Annotated in this window: 19 protein-coding genes; 5 read left to right on the top strand and 14 right to left on the bottom strand. The window is 63.0% G+C overall.

The window, feature by feature from the left end:
• Positions 1 to 83 precede the first annotated feature (83 nt).
• The 4 genes from GJV26_RS13325 to GJV26_RS13340 form a co-directional block, all read right to left on the bottom strand.
• Positions 84 to 854: a ParA family protein gene (locus tag GJV26_RS13325; RefSeq protein ID WP_155709229.1), complete on the bottom strand. Its 771-nt coding sequence runs from the start codon at positions 852 to 854 to the stop codon at positions 84 to 86.
• A 130-nt stretch (positions 855 to 984) separates the two neighbouring features.
• On the bottom strand, positions 985 to 1,638 hold the full coding sequence (gene rsmG, locus GJV26_RS13330) for a 16S rRNA (guanine(527)-N(7))-methyltransferase RsmG (RefSeq protein WP_155709230.1): 654 nt from the start codon (positions 1,636 to 1,638) through the stop codon (positions 985 to 987).
• Complete coding sequence (gene mnmG, locus GJV26_RS13335; protein ID WP_155709231.1) at positions 1,638 to 3,566, bottom strand: tRNA uridine-5-carboxymethylaminomethyl(34) synthesis enzyme MnmG; 1,929 nt, start codon at positions 3,564 to 3,566, stop codon at positions 1,638 to 1,640. Before mnmG ends, rsmG begins: the two co-directional genes overlap by 1 nt.
• A 219-nt stretch (positions 3,567 to 3,785) precedes the next feature.
• Complete coding sequence (locus tag GJV26_RS13340; protein WP_155709232.1) at positions 3,786 to 4,550, bottom strand: sulfite exporter TauE/SafE family protein; 765 nt, start codon at positions 4,548 to 4,550, stop codon at positions 3,786 to 3,788.
• 89 nt (positions 4,551 to 4,639) lie between these two features.
• Here GJV26_RS13340 and GJV26_RS13345 point away from each other — a divergent pair, with 89 nt between their 5' ends.
• On the top strand, positions 4,640 to 5,809 hold the full coding sequence (locus GJV26_RS13345) for an iron-containing alcohol dehydrogenase (protein ID WP_155709233.1): 1,170 nt from the start codon (positions 4,640 to 4,642) through the stop codon (positions 5,807 to 5,809).
• Between the two features lie 93 nt (positions 5,810 to 5,902).
• Here GJV26_RS13345 and GJV26_RS13350 read toward each other — a convergent pair whose 3' ends face one another.
• From GJV26_RS13350 to GJV26_RS13380, 7 genes are all read right to left on the bottom strand, one after another.
• Entirely contained in the window at positions 5,903 to 7,963 is a 2,061-nt protein-coding gene (locus GJV26_RS13350) for a 3-hydroxybutyrate oligomer hydrolase family protein (protein ID WP_229419287.1), read from the bottom strand.
• Between the two features lie 115 nt (positions 7,964 to 8,078).
• On the bottom strand, positions 8,079 to 9,053 hold the full coding sequence (locus GJV26_RS13355) for a branched-chain amino acid ABC transporter permease (protein WP_155709234.1): 975 nt from the start codon (positions 9,051 to 9,053) through the stop codon (positions 8,079 to 8,081).
• 10 nt (positions 9,054 to 9,063) lie between these two features.
• Complete coding sequence (locus tag GJV26_RS13360) at positions 9,064 to 9,948, bottom strand: branched-chain amino acid ABC transporter permease (protein WP_155709235.1); 885 nt, start codon at positions 9,946 to 9,948, stop codon at positions 9,064 to 9,066.
• Positions 9,949 to 10,511: 563 nt separating this feature from the next.
• Positions 10,512 to 11,717, bottom strand: coding sequence for an ABC transporter substrate-binding protein (locus GJV26_RS13365; protein WP_155712461.1), 1,206 nt, complete (start codon positions 11,715 to 11,717; stop codon positions 10,512 to 10,514).
• Positions 11,718 to 11,816: 99 nt separating this feature from the next.
• Positions 11,817 to 12,572: an ABC transporter ATP-binding protein gene (locus tag GJV26_RS13370; protein ID WP_155709236.1), complete on the bottom strand. Its 756-nt coding sequence runs from the start codon at positions 12,570 to 12,572 to the stop codon at positions 11,817 to 11,819.
• Entirely contained in the window at positions 12,572 to 13,342 is a 771-nt protein-coding gene (locus GJV26_RS13375) for an ABC transporter ATP-binding protein (protein WP_155709237.1), read from the bottom strand. Before GJV26_RS13375 ends, GJV26_RS13370 begins: the two co-directional genes overlap by 1 nt.
• A 294-nt stretch (positions 13,343 to 13,636) precedes the next feature.
• The gene (locus GJV26_RS13380; protein ID WP_155709238.1) at positions 13,637 to 14,686 is read right to left on the bottom strand and encodes an NAD(P)H-dependent flavin oxidoreductase; all 1,050 of its coding nucleotides are present in this window, start codon (positions 14,684 to 14,686) and stop codon (positions 13,637 to 13,639) included.
• A 731-nt stretch (positions 14,687 to 15,417) separates the two neighbouring features.
• Between GJV26_RS13380 and GJV26_RS13385 the strand changes: the two genes are divergently transcribed.
• A complete protein-coding gene (locus GJV26_RS13385) occupies positions 15,418 to 16,212 on the top strand; it encodes a 5'-methylthioadenosine/adenosylhomocysteine nucleosidase (RefSeq protein ID WP_155709239.1) in 795 nt (264 codons plus the stop codon).
• Positions 16,213 to 16,338: 126 nt separating this feature from the next.
• Here the strand turns inward: GJV26_RS13385 and putA are convergent, their stop codons facing one another.
• Positions 16,339 to 19,989, bottom strand: a complete 3,651-nt coding sequence (putA, locus tag GJV26_RS13390; protein WP_155709240.1) for a trifunctional transcriptional regulator/proline dehydrogenase/L-glutamate gamma-semialdehyde dehydrogenase — start codon at positions 19,987 to 19,989, stop codon at positions 16,339 to 16,341.
• Between the two features lie 238 nt (positions 19,990 to 20,227).
• Here putA and GJV26_RS13395 point away from each other — a divergent pair, with 238 nt between their 5' ends.
• Together GJV26_RS13395 and GJV26_RS13400 are read left to right on the top strand one after the other, a co-directional pair.
• Positions 20,228 to 20,683 carry an Lrp/AsnC ligand binding domain-containing protein gene (locus GJV26_RS13395; protein ID WP_130186877.1) on the top strand — a complete coding sequence of 152 codons (456 nt, stop codon included), beginning with the start codon at positions 20,228 to 20,230 and terminating at the stop codon, positions 20,681 to 20,683.
• A gap of 51 nt (positions 20,684 to 20,734) precedes the next feature.
• Positions 20,735 to 22,273, top strand: a complete 1,539-nt coding sequence (locus tag GJV26_RS13400; RefSeq protein ID WP_155709241.1) for a methyl-accepting chemotaxis protein — start codon at positions 20,735 to 20,737, stop codon at positions 22,271 to 22,273.
• A gap of 69 nt (positions 22,274 to 22,342) precedes the next feature.
• On the opposite strand, the gene GJV26_RS13405 is transcribed toward GJV26_RS13400, so the two are convergent.
• Entirely contained in the window at positions 22,343 to 23,311 is a 969-nt protein-coding gene (locus GJV26_RS13405; protein ID WP_155709242.1) for a LysR family transcriptional regulator, read from the bottom strand.
• A gap of 107 nt (positions 23,312 to 23,418) precedes the next feature.
• On the opposite strand from GJV26_RS13405, the gene GJV26_RS13410 reads away from it, so the two are divergent.
• Positions 23,419 to 23,706, top strand: a complete 288-nt coding sequence (locus GJV26_RS13410; protein ID WP_155709243.1) for a hypothetical protein — start codon at positions 23,419 to 23,421, stop codon at positions 23,704 to 23,706.
• 55 nt (positions 23,707 to 23,761) lie between these two features.
• Here GJV26_RS13410 and GJV26_RS13415 read toward each other — a convergent pair whose 3' ends face one another.
• Positions 23,762 to 26,500 carry a DUF4214 domain-containing protein gene (locus GJV26_RS13415; RefSeq protein WP_155709244.1) on the bottom strand — a complete coding sequence of 913 codons (2,739 nt, stop codon included), beginning with the start codon at positions 26,498 to 26,500 and terminating at the stop codon, positions 23,762 to 23,764.
• Positions 26,501 to 26,526 lie beyond the last annotated feature (26 nt).

The following is a 26,526-nucleotide window of genomic DNA, read 5'->3' on the forward strand; positions in this document are numbered from 1 at the left end:
TGTTTGCGTCACGGGGACAGTTTCGGGAAGTCCGGCTCGGGCATGTATTACTGGTTGATGTTCACCGGCTTGCATTCGCGGGCCTACATCGTCTTGATCCGCTCCACCATCTCCGCGCCGAAGGCGATGTATGCCTGAGCCCCCTTGGAAGACGGGTCGAACGATACCCCGGGCATGCCGTAGGAAGGCGCTTCGGCCAGGCGCACGTTGCGCGGAATGATCGTTTTAAAGACCTTGTCGCCGAAATGCTGCTCGAGCTGGGCTGAGACTTGCTGCGACAGCGTCATCCGCGGATCGAACATCACCCGCAACAGGCCAATGATCTTCAGGTCCTGGTTCAGGTTGGCGTGCACTTTCTTGATCGTGTTCACCAGGTCGGACAGCCCTTCCAGCGCGTAGTACTCGCACTGCATCGGAATGATCACGCCGTGCGCCGCGCACAGGCCGTTGAGCGTGAGCATCGACAGCGCGGGCGGGCAATCGATCAGGATGAAGTCGTAGTCCTTGTCGACCAGCGCCAGCGCATCCTTCAGCCGCTTCTCGCGGTTCTCGAGTTCCACCATCTCCACTTCGGCGCCGGCCAGCTCGCGGTTCGACGGCAGCACGTCGAAGCGGCCCGAGTCCGAGCGCAGGCGCGCCGTGGCCACATCCGCGCTGCCGAGCATCACTTCATAGGTGGAAGCGGCAAGGCCGGCCTTGTTGATGCCGGCCCCCATCGTCGCATTGCCCTGTGGGTCCAGGTCGACCAGCAGCACGCGCTGGTCCAGTTTGGCAAGGCCGGCGGAGAGGTTGACCGTGGTGGTGGTCTTGCCCACCCCACCCTTCTGGTTCGCTACGCAGAATATCTTTGCCATCGAATTTTTCTTGTGCCTTCCGGTTTGGTTCGGATTTGATTTATATCATTTATACGGTTTATATAATTTATACCGTTTATATGATTTATACTGTTTATTTCTTTTATATCGTATAAACTATTTATACCGTTTATACGGTTACTGAACGCTCGACGAAAACCAGGTGCCGTTCCGCATCCAGGCCGGGCACCCGCAGCGGCTGCAACTGCTGCACCTTCCAGTCCTCCGGCAGGCGCTCGCGTTCCTCCTGAGGTGCCGTGCCTTTCAACGCGATGAAACGGCCGCCCTCGGCCAGCAGGTGCTGCGACCAGTCGATGAAGTCGGACAGGTCGGCGAAGGCGCGCGACGTGATTACATCGAACGGCGCGTTCACGACCAGGTCCTGCACTTTCTTCGTGTAGACGGTCACGTTCTTGAGGCCCAGTTCGACCTTCACCTGGGTCAGGAAAGCGGTTTTCTTGTGCACCGTGTCGATCATGGACACTTTCATGTCCGGCCGGGCGATGGCCAGCACGAGGCCGGGCAAGCCTCCCCCTGCCCCCACATCGAGAACATTTTGCGCGCCGGCGAACGCCGGCACGGCGGCCAGCGAATCGAGCAGGTGCAGCGTCATCATCTGCAGCGGGTCGCGCACGGACGTGAGGTTGTAGACATGGTTCCACTTGCCCAGCAGCGCCAGGTAATCCAGCAACTGGTCCTGCTGCCCGGCCGACAGGTCGAGGTGCAACTCCGCCACGCCATTCGCCAACACCTGGGCCAGCGCGGTACGATCGACGCCGGCCATCAGGCAGCCTCGTCTTTCAGTGTGACGAAGCCGCCGAACCCGGCCTTCTTCAGGTGCACGAGCAGCAGCGAGATCGCCGCCGGCGTGACGCCGGAAATACGTGATGCCTGGCCCAGCGTCTCAGGGCGGTGCTTGTGCAGTTTCTGGCGCACTTCGACCGACAGCGCGGCGATGTCCAGGTAGTTGAACCCTTCGGGCAGCTTCAGGTTTTCGTAATGTTCGTGGCGCTCCACTTCCTTCAACTGGCGCTCGATATAGCCGGAATACTTCAGCTGTATCTCCACCTGTTCCTGGACGGCCGCGTCCGTCACGCCCGGACCGCCGAGATCCTGGCCGTCCACGCCGGTCAGCGTCACCAGCTTGTCGTAGTCGACGTTCGGGCGGCGTAACAGGTCCGCCAGCGAATACTCGCGCTCGATCGCCTGGCCGATGACCCGTTCCGATTCCGCCGCGGCCAGGATGCGTGGGTTCACCCATGTCGACTTCAGGCGTTCCAGTTCGGCTGCGACACTGTCGCGCTTGCGTTCGAATGCTTCCCACTGGGCGTCACCAACGACACCCAGCTTGCGGCCGATTTCCGTCAGGCGCATGTCCGCATTGTCTTCGCGCAGCGACAGCCGGTACTCGGCGCGGCTGGTGAACATCCGGTACGGCTCCTGCACGCCTTGCGTCACCAGGTCGTCGACCAGCACGCCCAGGTACGCTTCGGAGCGGCCCGGCGTCCATGGCTCCTTGCCCTGGGTTTGCAATGCGGCATTCAGGCCCGCCAGCAAGCCTTGCGCGGCCGCTTCCTCGTAACCGGTGGTGCCGTTGATCTGGCCGGCGAAGTACAGGCCCGCGACCGCCTTGGTTTCCAGCGATGCCTTCAGGCCCCGGGGATCGAAGTAGTCGTATTCGATCGCATAACCGGGCCGCAGGATATGGGCATTTTCCAGGCCCTTCATCGAGCGTACCAGTTCGATCTGCACGTCGAACGGCAGGCTGGTCGAGATGCCGTTCGGGTAAAACTCGTGCGTCGTCAGCCCTTCCGGTTCCAGGAAGATCTGGTGCGATTCCTTGGCGGAGAAGCGATGGATCTTGTCTTCGATCGATGGGCAATAGCGTGGACCGACGCCTTCGATGACACCGGTGTACATCGGGCTGCGATCCAGCCCACCGCGAATGATGTCGTGCGTCTGCTGGTTCGTGTGCGTGACCCAGCACGGCAGCTGCTTCGGATGCATCGCCGTATTGCCCATGAACGAGAACACGGGTACCGGGTCGAGATCGCCCGGCTGTTCCGTCATCACCGAAAAGTCGATGCTGCGGCCATCGATGCGCGGCGGCGTGCCCGTCTTCAGGCGGCCTTGCGGCAGCTTCAATTCCTTCAGGCGTGCCGACAATGACAACGCCGGCGGATCACCGGCGCGGCCGGCCGAGTAGCTTTGCAGGCCGACGTGGATCTTACCGTCGAGGAAGGTGCCGGCGGTCAGCACGACCGCGCGGGCGAGGAACTTCAAGCCGATCTGCGTGACGGCGCCGACGACACGATCGCCCTCCACCATCAAGTCATCGACCGCCTGCTGGAACAGCCATAGGTTCGGCTGGTTTTCCAGTCGCTCGCGGATCGCTGCCTTGTACAGGATGCGGTCGGCTTGCGCACGGGTAGCGCGCACGGCCGGCCCTTTCGAGGAATTCAGGATGCGGAACTGGATACCGGCTTCATCGGTAGCGATGGCCATGGCACCGCCGAGCGCATCGACCTCCTTGACGAGGTGGCCTTTGCCGATACCGCCAATGGATGGGTTGCAGGACATCTGGCCGAGGGTTTCGATGTTATGGGTCAGCAGCAGAGTCTTCTGGCCCATCCGGGCCGACGCCAAAGCGGCTTCGGTACCGGCATGGCCGCCGCCGACGACGATGACGTCGAATTCAGTAGGAAATAGCATGGTGGAAAGAGAAGCAGAGGGATGAATGGAGATTATAAAGTTTTTTGAGGACTGCGACTTTTTTAGGCAGAAATATTCCGTTGATGTTTCACGTGGAACGTCGTAAAAATGCGGTTGGTGGAGATGCCTGACGACCGCGGTCCGACGTCTGACGTGTTTCACGTGGAACAAAAAAGCCCGGCAAAACCGGGCTTCCTGTCACTGTTTCACGTGAAACAATCACCAGCGTTGCCAAGCATCCCAGGATGTCTTGACGATCAGGATCGTTACCACCACCAGGAAGACACGCCGCACGAAACCGCTGCCATGCCGCATCGCCAGCTTCGTACCGATCAACGACCCCGCCACCTGGCATACGGCCATCATCAGGCCAAGCTGCCACAGCAGGTGGCCGCTGTAGCCGAACCACATCAACGCCGACAAATTGCAGGCGACATTGACCACCTTGGCTACGGCTGATGCTCCCAGGAAGTCGAAGCCGAACAGCCGCACGAACAGGAACACCAGGAAGCTTCCGGTTCCCGGCCCAAAGAAGCCGTCATAAAACCCGATGCAGGCACCGATCAATACAGCCAGTAGCCGCTCCTTCAACCCGCTGTGCATCGGGGCGTGGATGCTGCCCAGGTCCTTGCGCCGAAAGGTGTAGACCGCCACGGCGATCAGCACGAACGGCAGCAGCGTGCGCATGAAATCGGCGGGAATTTTTGTGACGGTATACGCGCCGAAGAACGCGAACAGGAAGGCGGCGAACGCTGCCGGCGCCGCCGTGGTCCAGGCGATCGACACCCGCCGTGCGTAATTGACCGCCGCGGCGGCAGTGCCGAAGATGCCGGCCAGCTTGCTGGTGCCGAGCAATGTGGCCGGGGCCGTATTGCCGAACATCGAAAACAGGACGGGAATCTGGATCAGCCCTCCCCCGCCAACGACCGCATCGACCAGCCCGGCCGAAAAGGCGGCCACGCCCAAAATCGCAAAATCCAGCATCACGCCCCCGTTGTTGAACCCGCCATTGTACGGAAGAACATACCCGCTGGCTGGTGTATGCTGGAATGCCGACGCTCCACGGAGATGACATGACCGATTTTTCCTTCAGCACCGTGTCCCACATCGTGTCCGCCGCAGGCGCTGCCGGCCGCCTGGGTGAACACATCCGCACCCATTTTCCCGACGTCCAGCGTGCCCTGGTGGTAACCGATGCCGGGTTCCTCGGCACCGGCCTGGCAGCCGCCCCGATCGCCAGCTTGGAGGGAGTGGGTTTTCACGTGAAAATCTACAGCGATGTCATCGCCGATCCGCCCGAATACGTGGTTCTTGCGGCCACAAACATCGCACGCCGCCATGACACCGACATCGTCATCGGCCTCGGCGGCGGCAGTTCGATGGATGTCGCCAAGCTGATCGCCGTGCTTGCCGGCAGCGGCCAGCCGCTCGCCGAAGCCTATGGCATCGGCAATGTCCAAGGTCGTCGCCTGCCCCTGGTGCAGGTTCCCACGACAGCGGGCACCGGTTCGGAGGTAACCAACATCGCGATCGTCACCACTGGCGCCACCACGAAGATGGGCGTCGTTGCACCGCAACTGTATGCCGATATCGCCATCCTCGATGCCGAACTGACGCTTGGCCTGCCACCGCGTGTAACGGCGGCAACCGGGATCGATGCGATGGTGCATGCGATCGAAGCCTATACAAGCCGCCACAAGAAGAATCCGCTGTCCGACATGCTGGCGCGTGAAGCGCTGCGCCTGCTGGCGCACAATCTGCCAAGGGCGTGCGAAGGCGGTACGGACCGCGCCGCCAACCTGGAAGTCCGGCAGGCAATGCTGCTCGGGGCGCTGCTGGCGGGACAGGCATTTGCCAATGCCCCGGTCGCCGCCGTCCACGCCCTCGCCTACCCGATCGGTGGGATCTTCCACGTGCCGCATGGTTTGTCCAATGCCCTCGTACTGCCCCACGTGCTGCGCTTCAATGCGTCCGCCGCGGAGGAACACTATGCCGAACTGGCCTCGATCATCGTCCCGCATGCACAAGGCTCGACGGCAGCAAGGGCGGAAGCACTCGCGGCAGCGATGGAACGGCTGGCGGAACTGACCGGCATCGAACGCACCTTGCGGGCAGTGGGCATCACGGAAGCCGACCTGGACCAGCTCGCCGATGCCGCGATGCTGCAGACCCGCCTGCTCGGGAACAATCCACGCGACGTGACGCGAACGGATGCGCGCGCCATCTACGCCGCGGCACTGTAATCCGGTTGGCGCCGCCCGCGCCGTCCACATTCCTCCAGGCAAAAAAAGGGCGGGCCACGCGGGCCCGCCCTTTCCTCGCGACCGATAAAAACGTCAGTCGGGCACGTTCACGGTCGTTCCGCTGACGGTGATCGCGCTGGCACCTGGTGTCGCCGCGATCGGCGGCACGTTGGCGACCGTGATCGGCACGGTATTGCTGGTCCGGGTTACCGTGTGCACGATCTGCGATGGCGGCAGTGCCGTCGCACTGTTTTTCAGGTTGGCGTACACCGCATCCAGCGCGCGGAACAGGTAGACATGCAGCGGCACGATCAACGTCGGCAGCGCATTCGAGAAGCTGTCGAAGTGATTGCCATTGGTTACTTCGATATAGCGCAGCTTGCTGCTGGTGCCCTCCACCGAAGCGTTCAGTCCGACATACGCCCGCGACGCATGGTTCACCGGAATCAGCGCATCGGCCCGGCCGGAGACGATCACGGCCGGCTTGCCGCGCAGGTTGCCGGTGGCCTGCACCTCGGCCATGCCGGCACGCACGCGGGCACTCTGCGCCGCCAGGTCTCCGGTCAGCGCCGCGCCCGTTACGGCGTCGATGCCCGTCGCCAGCGAACGCAGGCACAGGAAGCCGTCGAGCGCCTGGTCTTCGATCCCGGTCGATGGCGACACACCCAGGTTGTACAGCCTGGCGCCACCTGCCGAGTTTTCATAGATGGGCGTGCCCAGGATGCCGTTCTGGGTGGCGAAGCTCGACGCCTTGGCCGCGGCCGTGAACGGCACCGGTGCACCGGTGGCGTCGGCCGTACCCCAGCTGAACCCGCAAACATTGTCGGTCGCCGAGAACTTGCCGTAAGCGTTCACGTACGTCACGGCGACGAGGATGTTCGTCAGCGCGTGGGCTCCCTGCAGCGGTTCGGCGTCCGCCGTCCATCCGTACGCCTTCAGGCGGGCTCGCGCGTCTGCCTGGCGCGATGCCAGGTCGTTGCCGCTCAACAGCCCTTTCTGTACCAGCGATGCGCAGCGCCCGGCCCCGCCGGCGATGCACGGCTGGTACAGCGCCGCGTAGCTCGAGTAGTCCAGCAAGGGCTTGCCCTGCGCCGTGACGTTGGTGCCGGCCTGCCGCACCGTGTACCCGGTGGTCTTGTTCGGCTGGATCTGCGGCTCGGTGGCGGCCACGGCATCGATCAGTCCGGTCGTGTCCTGTTCGGCCGCCAGCAGCGCGGAGCCGGCGCCATTCGAGATCGACGATGCGATCGTCAGCGTATTGGCCGGCGTGAACCGGACCAGGCGATTCGTGTTGTCCTTTGCCACGACCCCGTACTTTTCGTTGAGCACATAAAACGCGAATTCAATGGCTTGCAGCGTGACCTTGCCCCAGTCCTTTTCCGGGTTCTGTTGCGAGTGCGCGTGCTTGAACGCCACGCGGCCGGGGTATTGGGTGGCGAACGCGGTGCGCTGTGCATCGGTCAGGTCCGGGGCGAAAGTGGCGTTCTTGCCGGCGGCAGTACGGGATGTCCGCACGCCGTTCTGCCCGTTGACGCTGTCATCCTCGAATGTGTACAGGCCGGTGCCGCTGCCCTTGTCCGCATAGGCGACGGCGCAGTTGTTCTTCAGGCCCCACTCCCCGGCGCTGCCGATCGCCCCGTAAATACCGCGCGAGCCGCTCGACGTACCGGTGACGATGCAGGGGTTGACGGGATCGAAGCCGTTCGGTACCTGTACCATCAGCGTCACGTTTTGCCGGCCCGAGCCGTCGTCCGTGTACGCGAGGTATTCGGTACCAGCCACCATGCCGCTGCCGTTCGTCGCCACGTTCGCCGCGTTGACGTTCGGACCGTACAGCGTGCCGTACCCGCTGTTCGCGGCGATATCGAGCACCGCCCGGTAGTTCGCGAAGATCGCGTTGCGGCGCAGTTCCCGCGCCGTGGGGTTGGCCGCATCGTTGTAGGCCGGCGGCGCCGCCGCGGCCAGCCCGCTGGCGCCCAGGCCGGCGGTCAGCAAATCGTCGGTCGTGCCATCGTAGCTGGCCGATGCGATCATGCCGAGATACGCAGGCTTCTGGTTCAGCACTTCCGGTTCGTCGTCGTCGTCGCTGCCACAGGCGCCGAGCAGCAGTGCCACGGCAAGGGCGATCGCGGTTTTCGTTGTCGTCATCTGCATGGTTGTCTCTTTCCGGGGTAGGCCCGAGTCATGACTTGTTGAATGATGCGTTACCAGGTGAAAAGTCTCCTCCACAAACAACAACGCCGGAAAAATCCGGCGTCGTATCCTTGCCTCATGCCGGCCTTTTTCTTCCCAGCGCCGCCACGATTTCGCCGATGATGCCGCGCCGGAACAGCAGCACGCAGGCCACGAAGATCAGCCCCGTGACCATGCTGACGGCTTCGCCGAGCGTATTGAACCATTCGATGCCGGTGCCGCTGGCCATTGCCGTGCCGAAGTCGCCCAGCTTGTTTTCCAGTGCGATGATGATCACGGCGCCCAGCAACGGGCCGGCCAGAGTGCCCATGCCGCCGACCAGGGTCATCAGGATCACGAGGCCGGACATCGTCCAGTGCACGTCCGTCAGCGTCTCGAAGCCCAGCACCACGGTCTTCAGCGCACCAGCCAGGCCGGCCAGCGCGGCGGACAGCACGAACGCCATCAGCTTGTACTTGTCGACGTCGTAGCCCAGCGAGATCGCACGCGGCTCGTTCTCCTTGATCGCGCGCAGCACCTGGCCGAACGGCGAGTGGACGGTCCGCACGATCAGCGCGAACGCCGCCACCACGAACGCCAGTACGACAAAGTACAGCGTGAGATCGCTCGACAGGTCGATCACGCCCAGCAGCGTGCCGCGCGGCACGCCCTGCAGGCCATCCTCGCCGCCGGTAAAGCCGGTGTAACGCAACGCGAAGAAGTACACCATCTGCGCCAGCGCCAGCGTGATCATCGAGAAGTAGATGCCGGAGCGGCGGATCGCCAGGCCGCCGATCACGAAGCCCACCAGTGCCGCCCCCACCACGCCGGCCAGGATGCCGAGCTCGACAGGCATGCCCCAGTTCTTCAGCGCATTGCCGGCCACGTAGCCGGCCGTGCCGAAGAAGGCCGCATGGCCGAACGACAGCAGGCCGGTGAATCCGAGCAGCAGGTTGAAGGCGCTGGCGAACAGCGTGAAGCACAGTAACTTCATCAGGAAGACCGGATAGCCGACAAAGGGCGCCGCCAGGGCCGCCACCAGCAGGAGTCCGTAGCCGATTTGCTTGTTCATGGATGCCCTCTCATTTCTCTTTGCCGAACAGGCCGGCGGGACGCAACAGCAGCACGATGACCATCACGAAGAACACCACCGTCGACGAGAATTCCGCATAGTAGACCCGCGTCAGGCCTTCGATCACGCCCAGGCCCAGCCCGGTGACGATCGAGCCCAGGATCGAGCCCATGCCGCCGATCACCACCACGGCGAACACGACGATGATCAGGTTCGAGCCCATCAGCGGCGAAACCTGGATGATCGGCGCCGCCAGCACGCCGGCGAAGCCGGCCAGCGCCACGCCGAAGCCGTACGTCAAGGTGACCATCAGCGGCACGTTGATGCCGAACGCTTCCACCAGCTTCGGGTTCTCGGTACCGGCACGCAGGTAGGCGCCGAGCCGGGTTTTCTCGATGACGAACCAGGTGGCGAAGCAGACGACCAGCGACGCCACCACGACCCAGCCGCGGTAGTTCGGCAGGATCATGAAGCCCAGGTCGGTAGCACCCTGCAGCAGTTCGGGGGTGTCGAACGGCTGGCCGGACACGCCATAGAACGAACGGAAAATGCCTTCCACCACCAGCGTGATGCCGAACGTCAGCAGCAGCCCGTACAGGTGATCGAGCTTGTACAGCCAGCGCAGCATCGTTTTCTCGATGACGATGCCGACGATGCCGACGATGATGGGCGCGGCGATCAGCATCGTCCAGTAACTCATGCCGAGATAGGACATGCCCATCCAGGCGAGGAAGGCGCCCATCATGTACATCGCGCCGTGCGAAAAATTGATGACGTTTAACAAGCCGAAAATGATGGCCAGGCCAAGCGACAACATCGCGTAGAAGGAGCCATTGACGAGTCCCAGCAACAGCTGGCTCATCATGGCTGGCAGGGGAACGCCGAAAATTTCCATGGACCTTGTCTCCTGGGAGAGGGTGGAACTGCGGGTGGAACTGCGGGTGGAACTGCGGTTGAAACTGCGGATCAAACTGCGGGTTGGAACCGCGTGACGACACTGCGTGGCGCTATTGCTTGATACGATATTGCTCGATAAGCGGTTGTGCTGCGAACCGGACAAATCCGGGGGCCGGGACTGTGCAACGGCGCGACAGACTGGCGCGAACCCGGCAAATCCGGGCAAGGCCAGGCATGCAAGGCTGTACCGCGGCGGACAATGCGACGCCGGCATCGTGCGCCCGCGCCATGCGACACGACCGCACGTGAGACAGCACCCGCCGGTCCGGCATGAATCCGGTGCCTGCCCGACCGATGCCGGCTACCGCCGATGCCGCCGGCATCGTGGCCGGCACTGGCCGGTACACCAGCCCGGTGCGGCGACTCGCTATCGCGCCTCGCCGTGGCGTCTCACTACCGTCTCATCGTCTCACCCGGCGTACTGCTGCAAGCCAGCACGGCGGCCGGCCCCGACTGCACGCCACGCCGACACCCGCCTGGTTCAGGCCCCGATGCGCCGCATTACTTCCAGAGCGCGCACCTGGTTTCAGCCTTCGTCATGTACGCCTGATCGCCCGGGATCGTGGTCACCACCTTGTAGTAATCCCACGGGTACTTCGACTCGGACGGCTTCTTCACCTCCATCAGGTACATGTCGTGCACCATGCGGCCGTCTGGACGGATCACGCCGTTCTTCGTGAACATGTCGTTGATCGGGGTTTTCTTCAGGTGGGCCATCACCTTGTCGGAATCGTCGGTGCCGAGCGTCTTGACGGCCTTCAGGTAGTTGGTCGCCGCGGAATAGTCGGCCGCCTGCAGCATCGACGGCTCCTTCTTCATCTTGGCGAAGTAGCGCTTGGACCAGGCGCGCGTGTCGGCATTCAGGTCCCAGTACCAGCCGTCCGTCAGGTACATGCCCTGCGTGGTGTTCAGGCCCAGCGAATGGATATCGTTGATGAAAATCAGCAAGCCGGCCATTTTCATCTTTTTCGAGATGCCGAACTCGTTGGCGGCCTTGATCGAGTTGATCGCATCGCCGCCGGCATTCGCCAGCCCCAGGATCTGCGCCTTCGACGCCTGCGCCTGTAGCAGGAACGACGAGAAGTCCGATGCCGACAGCGGGTGCTTCACCGAACCCAGCACGCGCCCGCCGCCGGCCTTGACGACGGCCGCGGTGTCCGTCTCGAGCGACTGGCCGAACGCATAGTCGGCCGTCATGAAGTACCAGTCCTTGCCGCCCTGCTTGACGATCGCGCCGCCGGTGCCGCGCGCCAGTGCCACGGTGTCATAGGCGTAATGCACGGTGTATGGCGTGCATTCCTCGTTCGTCAGGCGCGACGAGCCGGCGCCGATCGAGATGAAGATCTTCTTCTTTTCCGCCGCCACTTTCGCCATTGCCAGGTTGGCGCCGGAATTGGTGCCGCCGATCAGCAGGTCCACGCCCTGCTGGTCGAACCATTCGCGGGCCTTGGACGCGGCGATGTCCGCCTTGTTCTGGTGATCTGCGGAGATGAACTCGACTTTCTTGCCCGCGATGACGGTGCCGGCATCCGCGATCGCCATCTTGATCGCTTCGGCGCCGCCGGCGCCGTCGATATCCGTGTACAGGCCGGACATGTCGGTGATGAAACCGATCTTGATCGTGTCGCCCGACACCTGCGCGGATGCGGTACCGGACAGGCCGATGGCGCAGATCGCGGCAGCGCCGGCAATGACTTTGCGCGCCATGGTCGGCATGGTTGTCGCTTTAATTATTGATTTCATTGTCGTCTCCAATCAGTAGGTGTTATTGGGCCGCCTGAAGGCGGCATGGACTTCCCCTGCCTGTCATACGCCCAGCAGCTCGGTCAGCACCGGCATCTTGGCGTTCAGTTCGGATGCAGCAAAGGTCTCGACGATCTGGCCATGCTCCATCACGTAGAACCGGTCCGCCAGCGGCGCGGCGAACCGGAAATTCTGTTCCACCATCACGATCGTGTAGCCCCTGGCTTTCAGCGTGCGGATCATCCGGGCCAGGCCCTGCACGATGACGGGCGCCAACCCTTCGGAAATCTCGTCGAGCAGCAGCAGGCGCGCGCCGGTGCGCAGGATGCGGGCAACGGCCAGCATCTGCTGCTCGCCGCCGGAAAGCCGCGTGCCCTGGCTGTTGCGGCGCTCCTTCAGGTTCGGGAACATCTCGTAGATCTCGTCGACCGACATGCCCTTCGCCTCGGTCTTCAGCGCCGGCGGCAGCAGCAGGTTTTCTTCCGTGGACAGCGACGAGAAAATGCCCCGCTCTTCCGGGCAATAGCCAACGCCGAGGTGGGCGATCCGGTGGGTCGACAGGCCGATCGCTTCCTTGCCGTTGATGCGGATCGACCCCTTGCGGGCGCCCGTCAGGCCCATGATCGCGCGCAGCGTCGTGGTGCGGCCGGCGCCGTTGCGGCCCAGCAGGGTGACGACTTCGCCCTGCTTCACGGTGATGTTCACGTTGTGCAGGATGTGCGACTCGCCGTACCAGGCCTGCAGGTCGGCGATTTCCAGCGCCGATTGCGCCGGTTCGCTGGCGGGCAGGTGGACATTCGAGGTGGCCGGGGCATTCATCAGTGCGCTCCGACCAGTTCGGTTGCTTCGGTGCCCATGTAGGCCTCCATCACCTGGGGATTTTTCGAAACCTCGGCATACGTGCCTTCGGCCAGCATCGCGCCACGCTGCAGCACCGAGATCCGGTCGCAAATGCCGGAAACCACGCTCATGTTGTGTTCCACCATCAGGATCGTGCGGCCGCTCGACACCTTCTTGATCAGCTCCTGCACTCGATGCACATCCTCATGGCCCATGCCCTGCGTGGGTTCGTCGAGCAGCATCAGTTCGGGCTCCATCGCCAATGTGGTGGCGATTTCCAGCGCGCGCTTGCGGCCGTACGGCATGTCCGCCGTGATGGTGTCCGCGAAGTGCGCCAGGTCGACTTCGGCCAGCAGTGCCATCGCGCGGTCATTGAGCCGGTCCAGCGTGCGTTCGCTGCGCCAGAAGTGGAACGTGGTGCCGAGCTGGCGCTGCAGCCCGATACGCACGTTCTGCAGCACTGTGAGATGGGGAAAGACGGCGGAAATCTGGAACGAACGGATCACCCCCATGCGGGCGATACCGGCCGGCTTGGCGGACGTGATGTCCTTGCCGTTGAAGACAATCTGGCCGGAAGTGGGGACCAGGAACTTGGTCAGCAGGTTGAAGCAGGTGGTTTTGCCGGCCCCGTTGGGGCCGATCAGCGCATGGATATGGCCGCGCTGAACCTTCAGGTTCACATCATTGACAGCAGTGAAACCCTTGAACTCCTTGGTCAAATTCCTCGTTTCCAAGATGAAGTTTGACATCGCGTCTCCCTGAGGATTCTTTACATACTGCTAAAATTTTTTGTCGATCATACGCACAACAAATTTGCCAAACAATACCGTATAACTACCATGAACTTTTGCATAAACGCTACGCAACCAAAGTAGATTTGCGCTTTGCGCAACAACGCTAAATCCGGTCAATTGCAGCTTGCATGCCGTATCCGTACTTCTTCCTCTCCTATTTTTGTCATTTTTCGCCTGCCGTCAACGCACGAATTGTGCAGCACAGCAGTATTGCCGATGATATTGACGCCTTGCAAAACAAGCAGCGAATCATTCCCGGCGCATCTCGGCGACCAGCGTTTCGACCAGCCTGGCAGCCCCCATCCGGCGCGCCCGCCCTACCCCTGTTCCACACCATAAGGACATCAATTCCGTATCGCCGCGCTTGGCGGCTTCGAAGCGGATCGGGCCCGTCAACGCATTCTGCACCGGATACGGCGGCACCTCGTCCTCGAACTCTTCCATTTGTTGCATGAACCGGTTGACCAGGCCGCGCGCGTAGCGGCCGGAGAACGCCCGCGTCAGCCGGGTTGACGACGAACCGGCGATTTGCAACCGGTGCTTGTAGGCCGGGTGGATGCCCGATTCGTCGGTGACAAGGAACGCCGTCCCCATCTGGACAGCGGCGGCACCGAGGTCCAGGCGTTCGCGCACGTCCGCCCCCGTCATGATATTCCCGGCCGAAATAACGGGAATCGTGACCCCGGCAACGACCGCTTTTAACAGGGCCAGCGCATCGAGCGTGGCATCGCGCTGGTCGCCGATGAACGTTCCGCGGTGGCCGCCGGCTTCGATGCCGGAAGCAATCACCGCGTCCGCCCCCACCTCTTGCCAGGCGATCGCTTCGTCGACATGCGTGACCGTACCGATCACGGCAATGCCCGCGTCGTGCAACTGCCGTACCTGGCCGGCCGACAGGATGCCGAAAGTAAAGCTGGCCGCTGCCGGTTTCAATGCCAGCAACGTGGCGAATTGCGCGGAAAAATCTTCGCACCATTTGAACGGCAGCGCCAGCTCGGACCAGCCCAGCGACGACCACACGGGTTTCAACAGTTCCACGGCACGGGCAATGTCCGCGCGATCCGGGTTCGGCTGCTCCTGGATAAAGAAATTGAGCAGGAATGGACGGTCCGTCAGTTGCCGGATTTCAGCAACCTGGCTGCGAATGGCGTCGGGCGCCAGCAGCGAGCACGCCAGCGAACCCAGCGCGCCGGCATTCGAAACGGCCGCGACCAGTGCCGGCGTATTGGCGCCGCCGGCCATCGGCCCCTGGATGATCGGATGAAGAAACAGCGACGAAATCGGGAATTGCAGCGTCATGATGCCTCCTAGGGCCTGTGGATAAGCTTATGGATATCCACAGGTATCGTTTGTGCGTAAACGGTGCGGCTGTCAAGATCCCCATTTTTGTCCAAAAACCGTTCCTCGGCCATACAAGGTTTACGCGTGTGGTTGTGCAGTTCGTAAACCGTTGATTCTACTGCTCCGCCGCTACTTATCCACAGAAAGCGCAATCTGTTAACAATCACTATCAGTATGTATACCTGCTTTATTTGTAAACCGACGACGCTGTGCGCCGCCGGAATGGCTCGTCCAGGATACTGGAAACCGGATTTGCAGAATTCGACCGCGCCCTGCGAGACCGTTCAGTAACGATAAAAACGGAACACCAGCGAACCGCGCTGGATTACAGAACGCTTTTTTGATGATGAAAGGCCGGCGGACGCACTGGTGGCAGGGTGGCTGGCTGGCAAAACGGGGGGATTTCAGGGGGGCTGTGGATAAGCTCATGCATATCCACAGGGTTGGATGTGCGTAAACCGGTCAGTGATGGGTAACCGGTTTTTTTGTTCAGAACTCGTCCTGCTCCGATACAATGCTTGTCCAGCTGGTTTACAGGACCGTAAACAACTGATTTTGTGGATGTTAACAGCTTTATCCACAGCGACTGCGCGGTTTACTATCTACTACCAGCTTTATATTTATATTTATTCTTGTAAACCAACAGCGCGCAAAACATGGAAAACCCGCCTGCAATGCTTCCAAATCCCATGTCTGCAGGAAAAAAAATACGGTTTGGCATCATTTCCGCTCTCGCGGAAGAGCAGGAAGGCCTGATCCAGGCCATGCAGACGCCTGTTCATCACTCCCATGGCATGCGCGAATACACGTGCGGCACGCTGTGGGATGTCGACACGGTGGCCGTGCTGTCGCGTATCGGGAAGGTGGCAGCGGCAATGACGGCGGCAACGCTTGTGGAAAAGTTTGAAGTTACCCACATCCTTTTTACCGGCGTTGCCGGCAGTGCCGACTTCAATGTCCGGGTCGGCGACGTGGTGATTGCCGAAGCGCTGGTCCAGCACGACATGGATGCTTCCCCGCTGTTTCCCCGCTTCGAAGTGCCGCTGACGGGCCTGTCTCACTTGCCGAGCGACCTGGGCCTGAGTTCACGCCTTGCCGATGCTGCTGGAATCTTCCTGGAAGGCATGAGCGGCCCCACAGTGCACCGCGGCCTCATCGGCAGTGGCGACCAGTTCATCAACGACGGCGTGCGCCTGGCGGCCCTCAAGGACGCCTTGCCGGGCCTGCTGGCGGTGGAGATGGAAGGTGCCGCGGTGGCGCAGGTGTGTTTCGAGCTGGGAATCCCGTTCGCGGTGATCCGCACGATCTCGGACAACGCCAACGAAAGCGCCGCCGGCGACTTCATGCATTTCGTGAAAACCGTTGCTTCGCGCTACGCCTTCGGCATTCTGGAAAATTTCTGTCGCAACTGGACGATGGCACAGGAAGCTCCAGGCGGGGCTATGGCCGTTTTGACGGGTAAGAGCGGGGCTGGCACGAATTAAGCTATTAAACGCCGCCACGGTCCCTCACAAGGGTTCTCAATGGCATCCGGATCGGTATCCGGCCACGCAGGACGAAAAAATGGCGCCGAAGCGCCATTTTTGCTATTGCGGTGGGTGTGATGCGGTTCAGGCACCGAGCGTCATCAGGCTGGCATTGCCACCGGCCGCCGTCGTATTGACGCACAGCGCCCGCTCGGCGATCAGCCGCCACAACGGGATCGGGCTGTCCGGCGTGGTGTCGACGACGGCGACCAGTGCGCCGTCGCGCTCGGCCAGCGGTACCCGTACCTGGGCCGCCAGCGGCGACTCCACCAGCGCGATCTGGAAATTGTCCTTCAGCGCTTCCAGGCTGCCCACCACGTGCACCCGGTCCAGCAGCGCCGCCGGCAGGTCGGCAGGCACCAGCCCGGTCGAGTGCGCGACCACCACGGCGCGGTTGCCCGTTGCCAGGGCCGCTGCCAGCTGGTTCAGCAGCGCATCCTGCGAATCGGCGAAGCAGGCGATCGTACCGCGGGCTTCATAGCGCAGCGTGTTGCGCTCGCCTGTCGGGCCCGGCAGCACGGTTTCGGTGCCGAGCGGCGTCGAGCGGACATACTGCTCGGCCAGCGCCGCCAGCTTGTCCTTGCCTTTCGCCCGCGCCCACACGGCCAGCGCATCCACGCTGGGCGTCGATTGCCGCGCGTGCGTCTCGACCGGCGCGGCGGCCCGTTGCAGCCGCTTCAGGTACAGCGGACCGCCCGCCTTCGGCCCGGTGCCGGACTTGCCTTCGCCGCCGAACGGCTGCACACCGACGACGGCACCGACGATATTGCGATTCACGTAAATGTTGCCGACATGCGCGCGCGACGTGATGTAGTCGATCGTCTCGTCGATCCGCGAATGCACGCCCAGCGTCAGGCCGAAACCGCTGGCATTGATCTGGTCGATCACCTTCGGCAGCTCGGCGCGGCTGTAGCGGACCACGTGCATCACGGGACCGAACACTTCCTTCGTCAGTTCGGCCAGCGAACGGATCTCGAGCACCGTCGGCGGCACGAACGTGCCCGTGGCGTCGCCCGGCAGCCCCAGCGAGAAGTGCGCCACGCACGACTGCCTGGTTTTCTCGATATGCGCCATCAGGTTCTGCTGCGCCTCGGTATCGATGACGGGGCCGATATCGGTCACCAGCCGGTCCGGGTTGCCGATCCTCAGCTCGCTCATCGCGCCCTTCAGCATCTTCATCGTCTTGTTGGCGATGTCGTCCTGCAGGAACAGCACGCGCAGCGCCGAGCAGCGCTGGCCGGCACTGTCGAACGCCGACGCGATCGCATCCTGCACCACCTGCTCCGGCAGCGACGAGGAGTCCACGATCATCGCATTCTGTCCGCCCGTTTCGGCGATCAGGGGGATATCGCTCCCTTCCGCCACGGCGCGCCTGGCCAGCACGCGGTTGATCAGCTGCGCCACTTCCGTCGAGCCGGTGAAGATCACGCCTTTCACCCGCGCATCGCTGCACAGGCCTGCGCCGACGACTTCGCCGCGGCCGGGCAAAAATTGCAGGGCCGCGCGTGGAATACCGGCCTCATGCAACAGCTCGACGGCACGATGGGCAATCAGCGGCGTCTGCTCGGCCGGCTTGGCCAGCACCACGTTGCCGGCCGCCAGCGCGGCCGCCACCTGCCCGGTAAAGATCGCCAGCGGGAAGTTCCACGGGCTGATGCAGGCGACAGGCCCCAGCGCCTGCACGTTTTTTTCAAGCCGGACCTGCTGCGCGTAGTAACGCAGGAAGTCGACCGCCTCGCGCACCTCGGCAATCGCATTCGGCAGCGACTTGCCCGCCTCGCGGATCGCCAAAGCCATCAGTTCGAGCATATGGGCTTCGTACAGGTCGGCCGCGCGCATCAGCGCCGCGGCGCGCGCCGTCGGTTCCACCGATTGCCAGTCCGCCGCGGCGCCGCTGGCGCTGGCCAGCGCCAGCTCGACGTCGCCCGCGGCGGCTTCGGTCACGTGGCCGACGATATCGCCCTGTTGCGCCGGGTTCAACACCGCCTGGGGCGATTGCCCTGCCGCCGCCGGGTCGGTCGGCAGCGGCGCGGCCAGCAATGGCGCGGCCGTCCACGTGCGCGGCTGCGCCAGCGCCTGCGCGACTTCGCGCAGCACATCCTCGTTCGACAGGTCGAGGCCTGCCGAATTCCTGCGCTCGGCCCCGAACATGTCCGCCGGCAAGGCAATGGCCGGGTGCGGCGCGCCGCCCTGGCTGCGCGCGACATCGAGCGGGTTCTGGATCAGCGCATCGACCGGAATGCTTTCGTCGACGATCTGGCTGACGAACGACGAATTGGCGCCGTTTTCCAGCAGCCGGCGCACCAGGTAGGCCAGCAGCGTTTCATGCGTGCCCACCGGCGCGTAGATGCGGCAGGCCTTGTCCAGCTTGTCCTTGCCCACCACCTGGTCGTACAGCGTTTCGCCCATGCCGTGCAGGCACTGGAATTCGTAGTCGTCGATGCCGTCGCGCTTGGCCCACGTATAGATCGTCGACAGCGTCTGCGCGTTGTGCGTGGCGAACTGCGGGTAGATCACATCGGTGGCGGCCAGCAGCCGCTGCGCGCAGGCGAGATACGATACGTCGGTGTACACCTTGCGCGTGTACACCGGATAACCCGGCATGCCTTCCACCTGGGCGCGCTTGACTTCGGCATCCCAGTACGCGCCTTTCACCAGCCGCACCATGAACTTGCGGCCGCTGCGGCGCGCCAGGTCGGCCAGGAAATCGATGACGAGCGGGCAGCGTTTCTGGTAAGCCTGCACCACGAAGCCGATGCCTTCGAAACCGGCCAGCGCCGGGTCGAACGCCATCGCTTCCATCAGGTCCAGCGACAGTTCCAGGCGGTCGGCCTCTTCGGCATCGATGTTCAGGCCGATGTTGTATCCCTTGGCGAGAAGGACCAGCGCGCGCAGGCGCGGCAGCAGTTCCGTCATCACGCGGTCGCGCTGCGCCCGGCTGTAGCGCGGATGCAGCGCCGACAGCTTCACGGAAATACCCGGGCCGTTGCGGATGCCGCGGCCGTTCGACGCGCGGCCGATCGCGTGGATCGCCGTTTCGTAGCTGGCGTAGTAGTTCGCGGCGTCCGCCTCCGTCAGCGCGGCTTCGCCCAGCATGTCGTATGAATACCGGTAACCGCGCGCTTCGTTGTCGCGGCCGTTCCTGATCGCCTCGTCGATCGTCTGCCCCGTCACGAACTGGTTGCCCAGCATGCGCATCGCCAGGTCGACGCCCTTGCGGATCAGCGGTTCGCCGCCCTTGGCGATCAGTTTCGTGATCGCCGATCCCAGCTTCTCTTCGCTGGACGAACCGACCAGCTTGCCGGTAACGAGCAGGCCCCAGGTGGCCGCGTTGACGAACAGCGACGGCGATTCGCCCAGGTGGCGTTTCCAGTCGCCCTTGCTGATCTTGTCCGCGATCAGGCGGTCGGCGGTGGCCTGGTCCGGAATGCGCAACAACGCCTCGGCCAGGCACATCAGCGCCACGCCTTCGTCGGACGACAGCGAGAACTGGTGCATCAGCGCATCCACGCCCGAGGCGCGGGTGCGCTTCTGGCGCACCGCCGTCACCAGGCGGCGTGCCAGGTCCTGGGCTTGCTGCGTGGTTTCGGGCCCGCGGTCGCGGATCTGCGCCAGCAGCCATTGCACGGCCGTGCGCTCGTCGCGCCGGTAGGCCGCCGTGATCGCCGCGCGCAGCGGCGACGGGTCGCGCAGGATTTCGGCTTGCAGGGCGTTGAAAGGGACTGGGGCATTCATGGGAACAATCTTTATCGAAGGGTTAACAAACCAGGCAGCTACCTAGCAAAACACGCCCGGCAAACGACGTCTGCGGAGCGTGTTGGGGTTACGGCTTGGTACGACTTTGGTGGCTGTTGCCAATGATTCGATTGTATGCGGGATTCTTCTGGATTAATTCTGGTAATGCTGGGGGCTAGCCATACAACATTTTTGGTGAGAGAATTTAACCAAATAAAATTAATGGTGGGGATAGACGATGTTAGACAAGATCAGCAAAAAGATCCTGATGGAACTGCAAAGCGATGGCCGCATCAGCAATGTGGAGCTGGCCGCCCGGGTGAACCTGTCGCCCGCCGCATGCCTGGAACGGGTGCGCAAGCTGCACGATTCGGGCTATATCCTGGGCTATACCGCCCAGCTGAACCCGCAGTTGCTGGACGTTTCGCTGCTGGTCTTCATCGAAGTGGTGCTGGACCGCACGACGCCGGAAGTCTTCGATGCGTTCAAGCATAGCGTACAACTGATCCCCGAGGTGCTCGAATGCCACATGGTGGCCGGCGGCTTCGATTACCTGGTCAAGGCGCGCGTGAAGGACATGGCGGCCTACCGGGAATTCCTCGGCAAGACACTGTTGCAAAAAGGCGTGCGCGAAACCCACACTTATGCGGTAATGGAAGAAGTGAAGAATACCAGCAAGTTGCCCATCAAATAAGCGATCGAACAGGCGCGGCCCGCTCGCCGGCGTTGCGCCGGAGGAGACCAGATGCAGCGCACAGCATTGCAGTATGCGGGATGGACCGTGGGCGCCATGGCGGCGGGCAGTGTGCCGGCCTGGCTGGTATTCGGCGACGCGGCATTGTGGCCGGCCTTGCTGGCGGTGGCGATCGCGGTGCCACTGGCCCGTTTCGGCGGCCGCCCGGGCCGCGATGACGGCCCGCGCCGCTTCGCGGCCACCGTTGGCAATGAAATCGATGCGATCATGATCGGCGCCGCGGAAACCTCCTATTTCATTGATTCCATCAAGACCAGGATCGGCGAGGATGTCGAAACGTCCGGCAGCATTGCCACCGCCACCCGGCAGAATGCCGCCACCACCGGCCAGATCGCCGTCAACGCCGAGCGCGCGGCCCTGGTCGCCCACCGCGTGCGCGAAGAAACCGTGGCCGGTCGCGCCGAGGCCGATACCGGACTGTCGCGTATCTCCGGCGCCAGCAGCGCGGCGCGGACAGCCGCGGACACGATGGCCGACCTGCGCCAGAAGGCAGGCCGTATCGCCGGTATCACGGACGCGATTTCGGAAATTTCCGCCCGTACCAACCTGCTGGCGCTCAATGCCGCGATCGAAGCGGCGCGCGCCGGCGAACAGGGCCGCGGGTTTGCCGTCGTGGCCGGCGAAGTGCGCCAGCTGGCGCAGCGTACCAGGACCGCCACGGACGAGATCAGCCAGATGGTGCGCGAGATTAACGACCAGGCCGGCAAGGCCAGCAGCGGCATGACCTCGCTGGCCGAGGCCGTGACCGGGGCCGCCGGCAACGTGCGCACCGTGCACGCCCTGCTGACGAACATCGAACACTCTTCGCAGGAATCGGAACAGGAAATCGGCCAGATCGCGCACGCGTCGCGCGAACAGGTGGCCACGGCCCAGGTGATCGCCGATGCGATCGCCCGGATCCGCGACAGCATGCTGTCCACCGACCGCGACCTGCCCCGCGTGGCGGCTTCCGCGATGGCGCTGGCCGAGCGCGCCGAGATCATTGCCGGGGCGCTGGCCGAGGCGGGCGTGCCGACGTCGCATGACGCCGTCCGCGCGGCGGCCCAGCGTGCCGCCGCCGACGTCGGCCGCATCTTCGAGGACGCCATCGCCAGCGGCAGGATCACGCGCGAGGCGCTGTTCGACCGCCGCTACCAGCCGGTGCCCGGCACCAATCCGCCCAAGTACACCACGCAGTTCGACACGTTCACCGACAGCGCGCTGCCACCGCTGCAGGAAGGATTGCTGGCGGCGATGCCGCAGCTGGCCTATGCCGGCGCGGTCGACGACGGCGGCTATTTCCCGACGCATAACAGGAAATATTCGCAGTCGCTGACCGGCGATTACGATGTGGACATCGTCAACAACCGCACCAAGCGCATCTTCACCGACCGCACCGGCCGGCGCTGCGGCAGCAACACGCGGCCGTTCCTGCTGCAAACCTATAAACGCGATACCGGCGAAGTCATGCACGACCTGTCGGCGCCGATTCATGTGAACGGCAAGCACTGGGGCGGGTTCCGCATCGGCTACAAGTCGGCGGGCCACTGACGCCAAAGCAAACCGGGGGACAGGCCATTGCGGCCTGTCCCCCGGTGTCGCATGCCTTGTGCACCGATGTCAGTGCGTATCGACCTTCGGCGAGCTGTTCGGCGCGGTGCGTTGCGCCGTCGACTGCATGCCTTCCATCTGCGCGCGCAGCCACTTGTGGGCGGGGCTGCGGGCATCGCGTTCGTGCCACAGCATGTCCAGGTGCACGGCGGGCAGCGTGAACGGCAGTTCCTTGTACACCAGCGCGTCCGTCATGCCGGTCGAGGCGATCAGGTGCTTCGGCAGCACGGTGATCAGGTCGGAGTTCGCCACCACGCGGCCGGCGGTGAAGAACTGGTTCACCGTCAGCAGGATGCGGCGTTCGCGCTGCAATTGCGCCAATGCCTCGTCCACCAGGCCATGCGCGCGGCCGGAGAAGCTCACCAGCAGGTGGTTGGCCTCGCAATAGCTGTCCAGCGTCAGCTCTTCCTTCGCCAGCGGGTGATTGCGGCGCATCACGCACACGTAGATGCCGGAGTACAGCCGCTCGTGGCGGATCGGCGACGCCGTTTCATACGACAGCTGGGCCGCCACGCCGGGGAAGAAGCCGACCGCCAGGTCGATATCGCCACGCAGCAGCATCGGCCGCGGTTCGCGGGTGGTCAGCGGCACCATGCGTACGTTGATGCCGGGGGCTTCCGCCTCGATCGAGCGCATCAGCGAAGGCAGGAAGAAGGCGGCGGTCGCATCCGCCATCGCCAGCCGGAAGGTGGCATGGGCTTTCGAGACATCGAACGAACCCGGCGCCACGGCCGATTCGAGCGATGCCAGCGCGCTGCGCACCGAGGGCCACAGGGCTTCGGCGCGAGGCGTCGGCTTCACGCCGTAGGCCGTGCGGATCAGCAACTCGTCTCCCAGGCTCTCGCGCAGGCGCTTGATCGCGTTCGAGACCGCCGGCTGCGTCATGGCCAGGTGGCCCGCGGCGCGGGTCAGGTTCTGCTCGGTCATTACGGCGTCGAATACGCGCAGCAGGTTCAGGTCCAGCGTCAGGAAACTCATGATTCAGTCATTCAGAGGAGTGATGATTTATATTGGGAAACAGAATTGGATTGATATGTTGCGCTGCACTATAGTTACACTGATTTTATACGCAAACAGAACAAAACATGTCGAATTTCGTTTCCGCAGCCCAATTCATGCCGTTGAGTGTCGGCGATGCGCTGCAAGTCCTGCTCGCCTGCGCATGCGCGGTGGGTTTCCTGGTGCTGTTCAAGCCTTTGCTGCGCGGGCTGGCGCTGGCGGCCGTGCTGGTGGTGAAGCCGAAGCTGTCGAGGGAGCAGCGCCTGCAGCGCCGCCAGATGCGCGATGCCGCCCTGCTCAAGCGCATGCTGAACTCGCAAAAAGTGTCGCCCAGCGAAGCGGCCGAGCTGCGGGCGCTCGCCGCACGCGCCTGATCCTCCGGACTGTTCGAAAACCGGGACCGCCGGCTTGCCGCGGTCCCGGTTTTTTTCAGCCGTACGGCGTGTACTCGAACCCGTTGCCGATCACTTTCAGCAGCGTGGTCTGGTTTTCGTTGCTTTCACTGAAATCCCGCAGCACGCTGGCACGTTCGGTGCCGCTGCCCAGCGCGTTGACCCAGTTGTCGAAGCCGGCCTGGTCGGGCGCCCGGTCCAGCACGTTCTGGTACAGCTTGGTGACGAAGGCACTGTCGCTGAGCGAGCTGCCATACAGCCTGGTGAATTCGTCGCTCTTCAGGAACTCCCGGGACACGTCCAGCAGCGACATGCCGTTGTCCATCTGCTTCATCCAGAAGCCAAGGCCGGTGCTGTCCGGGGAGCGGTCGAATGCCGCCTGGTACAGCCGGTAAGCCTGGCCACCCGTGCCATCGATGTCCAGCGCCACACTGACATTGGAGAACAACAGCCGTTCGACACCGTCGAGCATGTCGGCGCTCGTTGACGACAAGTATTTCTCGACAACGGTCGCGCCGGTCGCGGTGCGGCCCACATCGTAGTTGCTGCGGTTGTACCCGTAAATCACGGTGTCGACGCCGGCCCCGCCGGACACTTTGATGCCGATGCCCAGTCCCACCAGGTAGTCGTTGCCGGCGCCACCCGCGGTCACGGTGCGCAGCGTTTCGATCGACAGCAGCTCGGGGTTCGCGAGCTTGTTACCTGCCAGGTCCAGCACGGCACCGGTCGGCACGCTCAACAGGTACTGGGTCCCCGGCTTGAGCTGTATCGCCGGATCGATGGTCAGCGTGTTGCCGTTGATCGTGACCCGGCTGTCACTGCCATAATAAGTTTCCAGTATCACGCCGGTGCTGTCGCGCAGGGTGATCAGTCCATTGCTGGAGTTGCTGCCGCGAATGATAGCTTCGTTGAAATGCATCGTGATGTTGTCCAGCGGTGCGACGTTCATGGCTGGCGAACGGGAAACCAGGGCCGGGCCGGTCGTGTCGCCGCTGAGCGCCAGGGCATGCAGGGTATAGCTGCCCGTCATGTCGGTGGCGGTACTGTTGTAATACGACGTATCCGGCGATACCGCAATGTAATAGTCGCCTGCAATGCCGGATATGAACGTATACGTGCCGTCCTTGTTGTCGGTGAGATACCCGGCTCCAGCCTGGTCAGGTGAAGTAATCCGCAACTGTACGTAGCCAAGCGCCAGCGAACCTTCGCCGCTGCCGGCACCATGCAACTGGAAGGCGTATTTGGCGCCGTTTTGTAACGTGACCTTGAACGCATCGGTGTCGCCCGTGTAGTCGAGCACCCCGGTTACCTTGCCGCCTACCGTCAATTCACCACTGGTGGTCTTGCCCGCCGCATAATCATCGACCGAAGGCTCGCTCACCGAAAGCGTATAACCGCCGGTACCGCGCGAACCGTTGTTGCTGACCGTGAAATAGTAGTCGCCGGTTGTATCGGCCGTCAGCACGCGGTATTCCGCCACGCCCTTCCTGGCAAACTCGAACAGGTTGGAATTGCCGTAGTAATCGGCTGCCCGGCCGCTCAGCGACAGCCCGTCGCCACCGGTCAGGGCCTGCCCTGTCAGCGCTACCAGGTACGCTTTGCCAGCGGTGACGGACAGCTTGAACACGTCCGAATCCTGCGGAATCGCCAGCTTCCCCTGGACCGGACTGCCGACGGCGACGGCGGCGGCGGTGGCTTGCGTGTCGCCGTAATCATCCTTCTCGCCCACCACGGCGCGTACCTGGTATTTGCCGCTGGTGTAGTAATTGTCCGAAATTTCCAGGTAGTACTTGCCGCCCGCCGCGGGTGCGTATTGCAGCAGCATCGGCGTGGAGGAATCGATGTAGGTGTAGCCGGACGACGTTGCCACCACGGTGCCGTCTTCGGCGATCAGTTTCAGCATGCCCCCACTGCCGTAGTAGGCCGGGCTGCCGGTACCGGCGCCCAGCGTGAACCAGTACGTGGTACCGGCGCTCAGCTGCACGCCATACCAGTCGCGGTCGCCCTGCACTTCGAGTGTGCCGGACGTGGCGGCTGCGTCGAGTATCAACTGGCCGGCACCGGCCTTGTTGGCGGCATGGTCGTCGACTGTCTTGCTGACGGTAATGTTGTAGTTGGTGCCCGAATTGTACGAAGTGCTGGCAGCGATATAGTAATCGCCGGTGAGCGTGGCCGTGAAGGACGTCGGACCCGAGGAGATGTACAGGTTGACACCCACCCCGTTCGGATCTTCCAAGCGCATGCTGCCGGAACTATTGCTGGTGCCGTCCGGATTCCAGTTCGGCGTGATCGTGTAGGTGATGCCTGCCTGAACGGAAATCTTGAAATAATCGATGTCGCTGCTGCCTTCCAATGCAGCGGACGTTTTTTGCCCGAGCGTGAGTACTTTCGCCACGGCCCGCGTATCGCCGATGTCATCAGCCACGCCCGCGCTGGCTTTCAGCGTGTATGGCGCAGCCTTGTAGCTGCCAGAGTAATCCTGCTCGCGCGCTGCGACATAGTAAGTTCCGCTGCTGGCCGCTTTCAGGGTGGCGTTGACGATACTGCCGCCGCTGGTGGAATTGTTGATGTAGTTGCCCTGGCTGTCATAAAAATACAGCGACCGGAAATACGTGTTCGGTGACGTGGAAGTCAGTTCGAAGGTATAGAAATGATTCGCGGTCAATACGATCTTGAACCAGTCGCTGTCGTTCGCGGTGTCGAATATGCCAGTCGCTTTTCCCCCTGGGGAAACGATGCCGCGCGTGGAGGTGTTATCGGTATAGTCGTCGGCCATGGCATTTCCAGAAAGAAAAGCCTAAA

Origin of the sequence: Pseudoduganella dura (assembly GCF_009727155.1) — a bacterium.
Taxonomy (GTDB): Bacteria; Pseudomonadota; Gammaproteobacteria; order Burkholderiales; family Burkholderiaceae_D; genus Rugamonas; species Rugamonas dura.

Excerpts from the sequence above, each read along its gene's own strand:
- GJV26_RS13325 (WP_155709229.1), bottom strand. The coding sequence starts at position 854 with ATGGCAAAGATATTCTGCGTAGCGAACCAGAAGGGTGGGGTGGGCAAG.
- GJV26_RS13415 (WP_155709244.1), bottom strand. The coding sequence starts at position 26,500 with ATGGCCGACGACTATACCGATAACACCTCCACGCGCGGCATCGTTTCC.
- GJV26_RS13400 (WP_155709241.1), top strand. The coding sequence starts at position 20,735 with ATGCAGCGCACAGCATTGCAGTATGCGGGATGGACCGTGGGCGCCATG.
- rsmG (WP_155709230.1), bottom strand. The coding sequence starts at position 1,638 with ATGGCCGGCGTCGATCGTACCGCGCTGGCCCAGGTGTTGGCGAATGGC.
- GJV26_RS13395 (WP_130186877.1), top strand. The coding sequence starts at position 20,228 with ATGTTAGACAAGATCAGCAAAAAGATCCTGATGGAACTGCAAAGCGAT.
- GJV26_RS13385 (WP_155709239.1), top strand. The coding sequence starts at position 15,418 with ATGTCTGCAGGAAAAAAAATACGGTTTGGCATCATTTCCGCTCTCGCG.
- GJV26_RS13405 (WP_155709242.1), bottom strand. The coding sequence starts at position 23,311 with ATGAGTTTCCTGACGCTGGACCTGAACCTGCTGCGCGTATTCGACGCC.
- GJV26_RS13375 (WP_155709237.1), bottom strand. The coding sequence starts at position 13,342 with ATGTCAAACTTCATCTTGGAAACGAGGAATTTGACCAAGGAGTTCAAG.
- GJV26_RS13360 (WP_155709235.1), bottom strand. The coding sequence starts at position 9,948 with ATGGAAATTTTCGGCGTTCCCCTGCCAGCCATGATGAGCCAGCTGTTG.
- GJV26_RS13410 (WP_155709243.1), top strand. The coding sequence starts at position 23,419 with ATGTCGAATTTCGTTTCCGCAGCCCAATTCATGCCGTTGAGTGTCGGC.
- GJV26_RS13380 (WP_155709238.1), bottom strand. The coding sequence starts at position 14,686 with ATGACGCTGCAATTCCCGATTTCGTCGCTGTTTCTTCATCCGATCATC.
- GJV26_RS13370 (WP_155709236.1), bottom strand. The coding sequence starts at position 12,572 with ATGAATGCCCCGGCCACCTCGAATGTCCACCTGCCCGCCAGCGAACCG.
- GJV26_RS13355 (WP_155709234.1), bottom strand. The coding sequence starts at position 9,053 with ATGAACAAGCAAATCGGCTACGGACTCCTGCTGGTGGCGGCCCTGGCG.
- GJV26_RS13365 (WP_155712461.1), bottom strand. The coding sequence starts at position 11,717 with ATGGCGCGCAAAGTCATTGCCGGCGCTGCCGCGATCTGCGCCATCGGC.
- putA (WP_155709240.1), bottom strand. The coding sequence starts at position 19,989 with ATGAATGCCCCAGTCCCTTTCAACGCCCTGCAAGCCGAAATCCTGCGC.
- GJV26_RS13340 (WP_155709232.1), bottom strand. The coding sequence starts at position 4,550 with ATGCTGGATTTTGCGATTTTGGGCGTGGCCGCCTTTTCGGCCGGGCTG.
- GJV26_RS13345 (WP_155709233.1), top strand. The coding sequence starts at position 4,640 with ATGACCGATTTTTCCTTCAGCACCGTGTCCCACATCGTGTCCGCCGCA.
- mnmG (WP_155709231.1), bottom strand. The coding sequence starts at position 3,566 with ATGCTATTTCCTACTGAATTCGACGTCATCGTCGTCGGCGGCGGCCAT.
- GJV26_RS13350 (WP_229419287.1), bottom strand. The coding sequence starts at position 7,963 with ATGCAGATGACGACAACGAAAACCGCGATCGCCCTTGCCGTGGCACTG.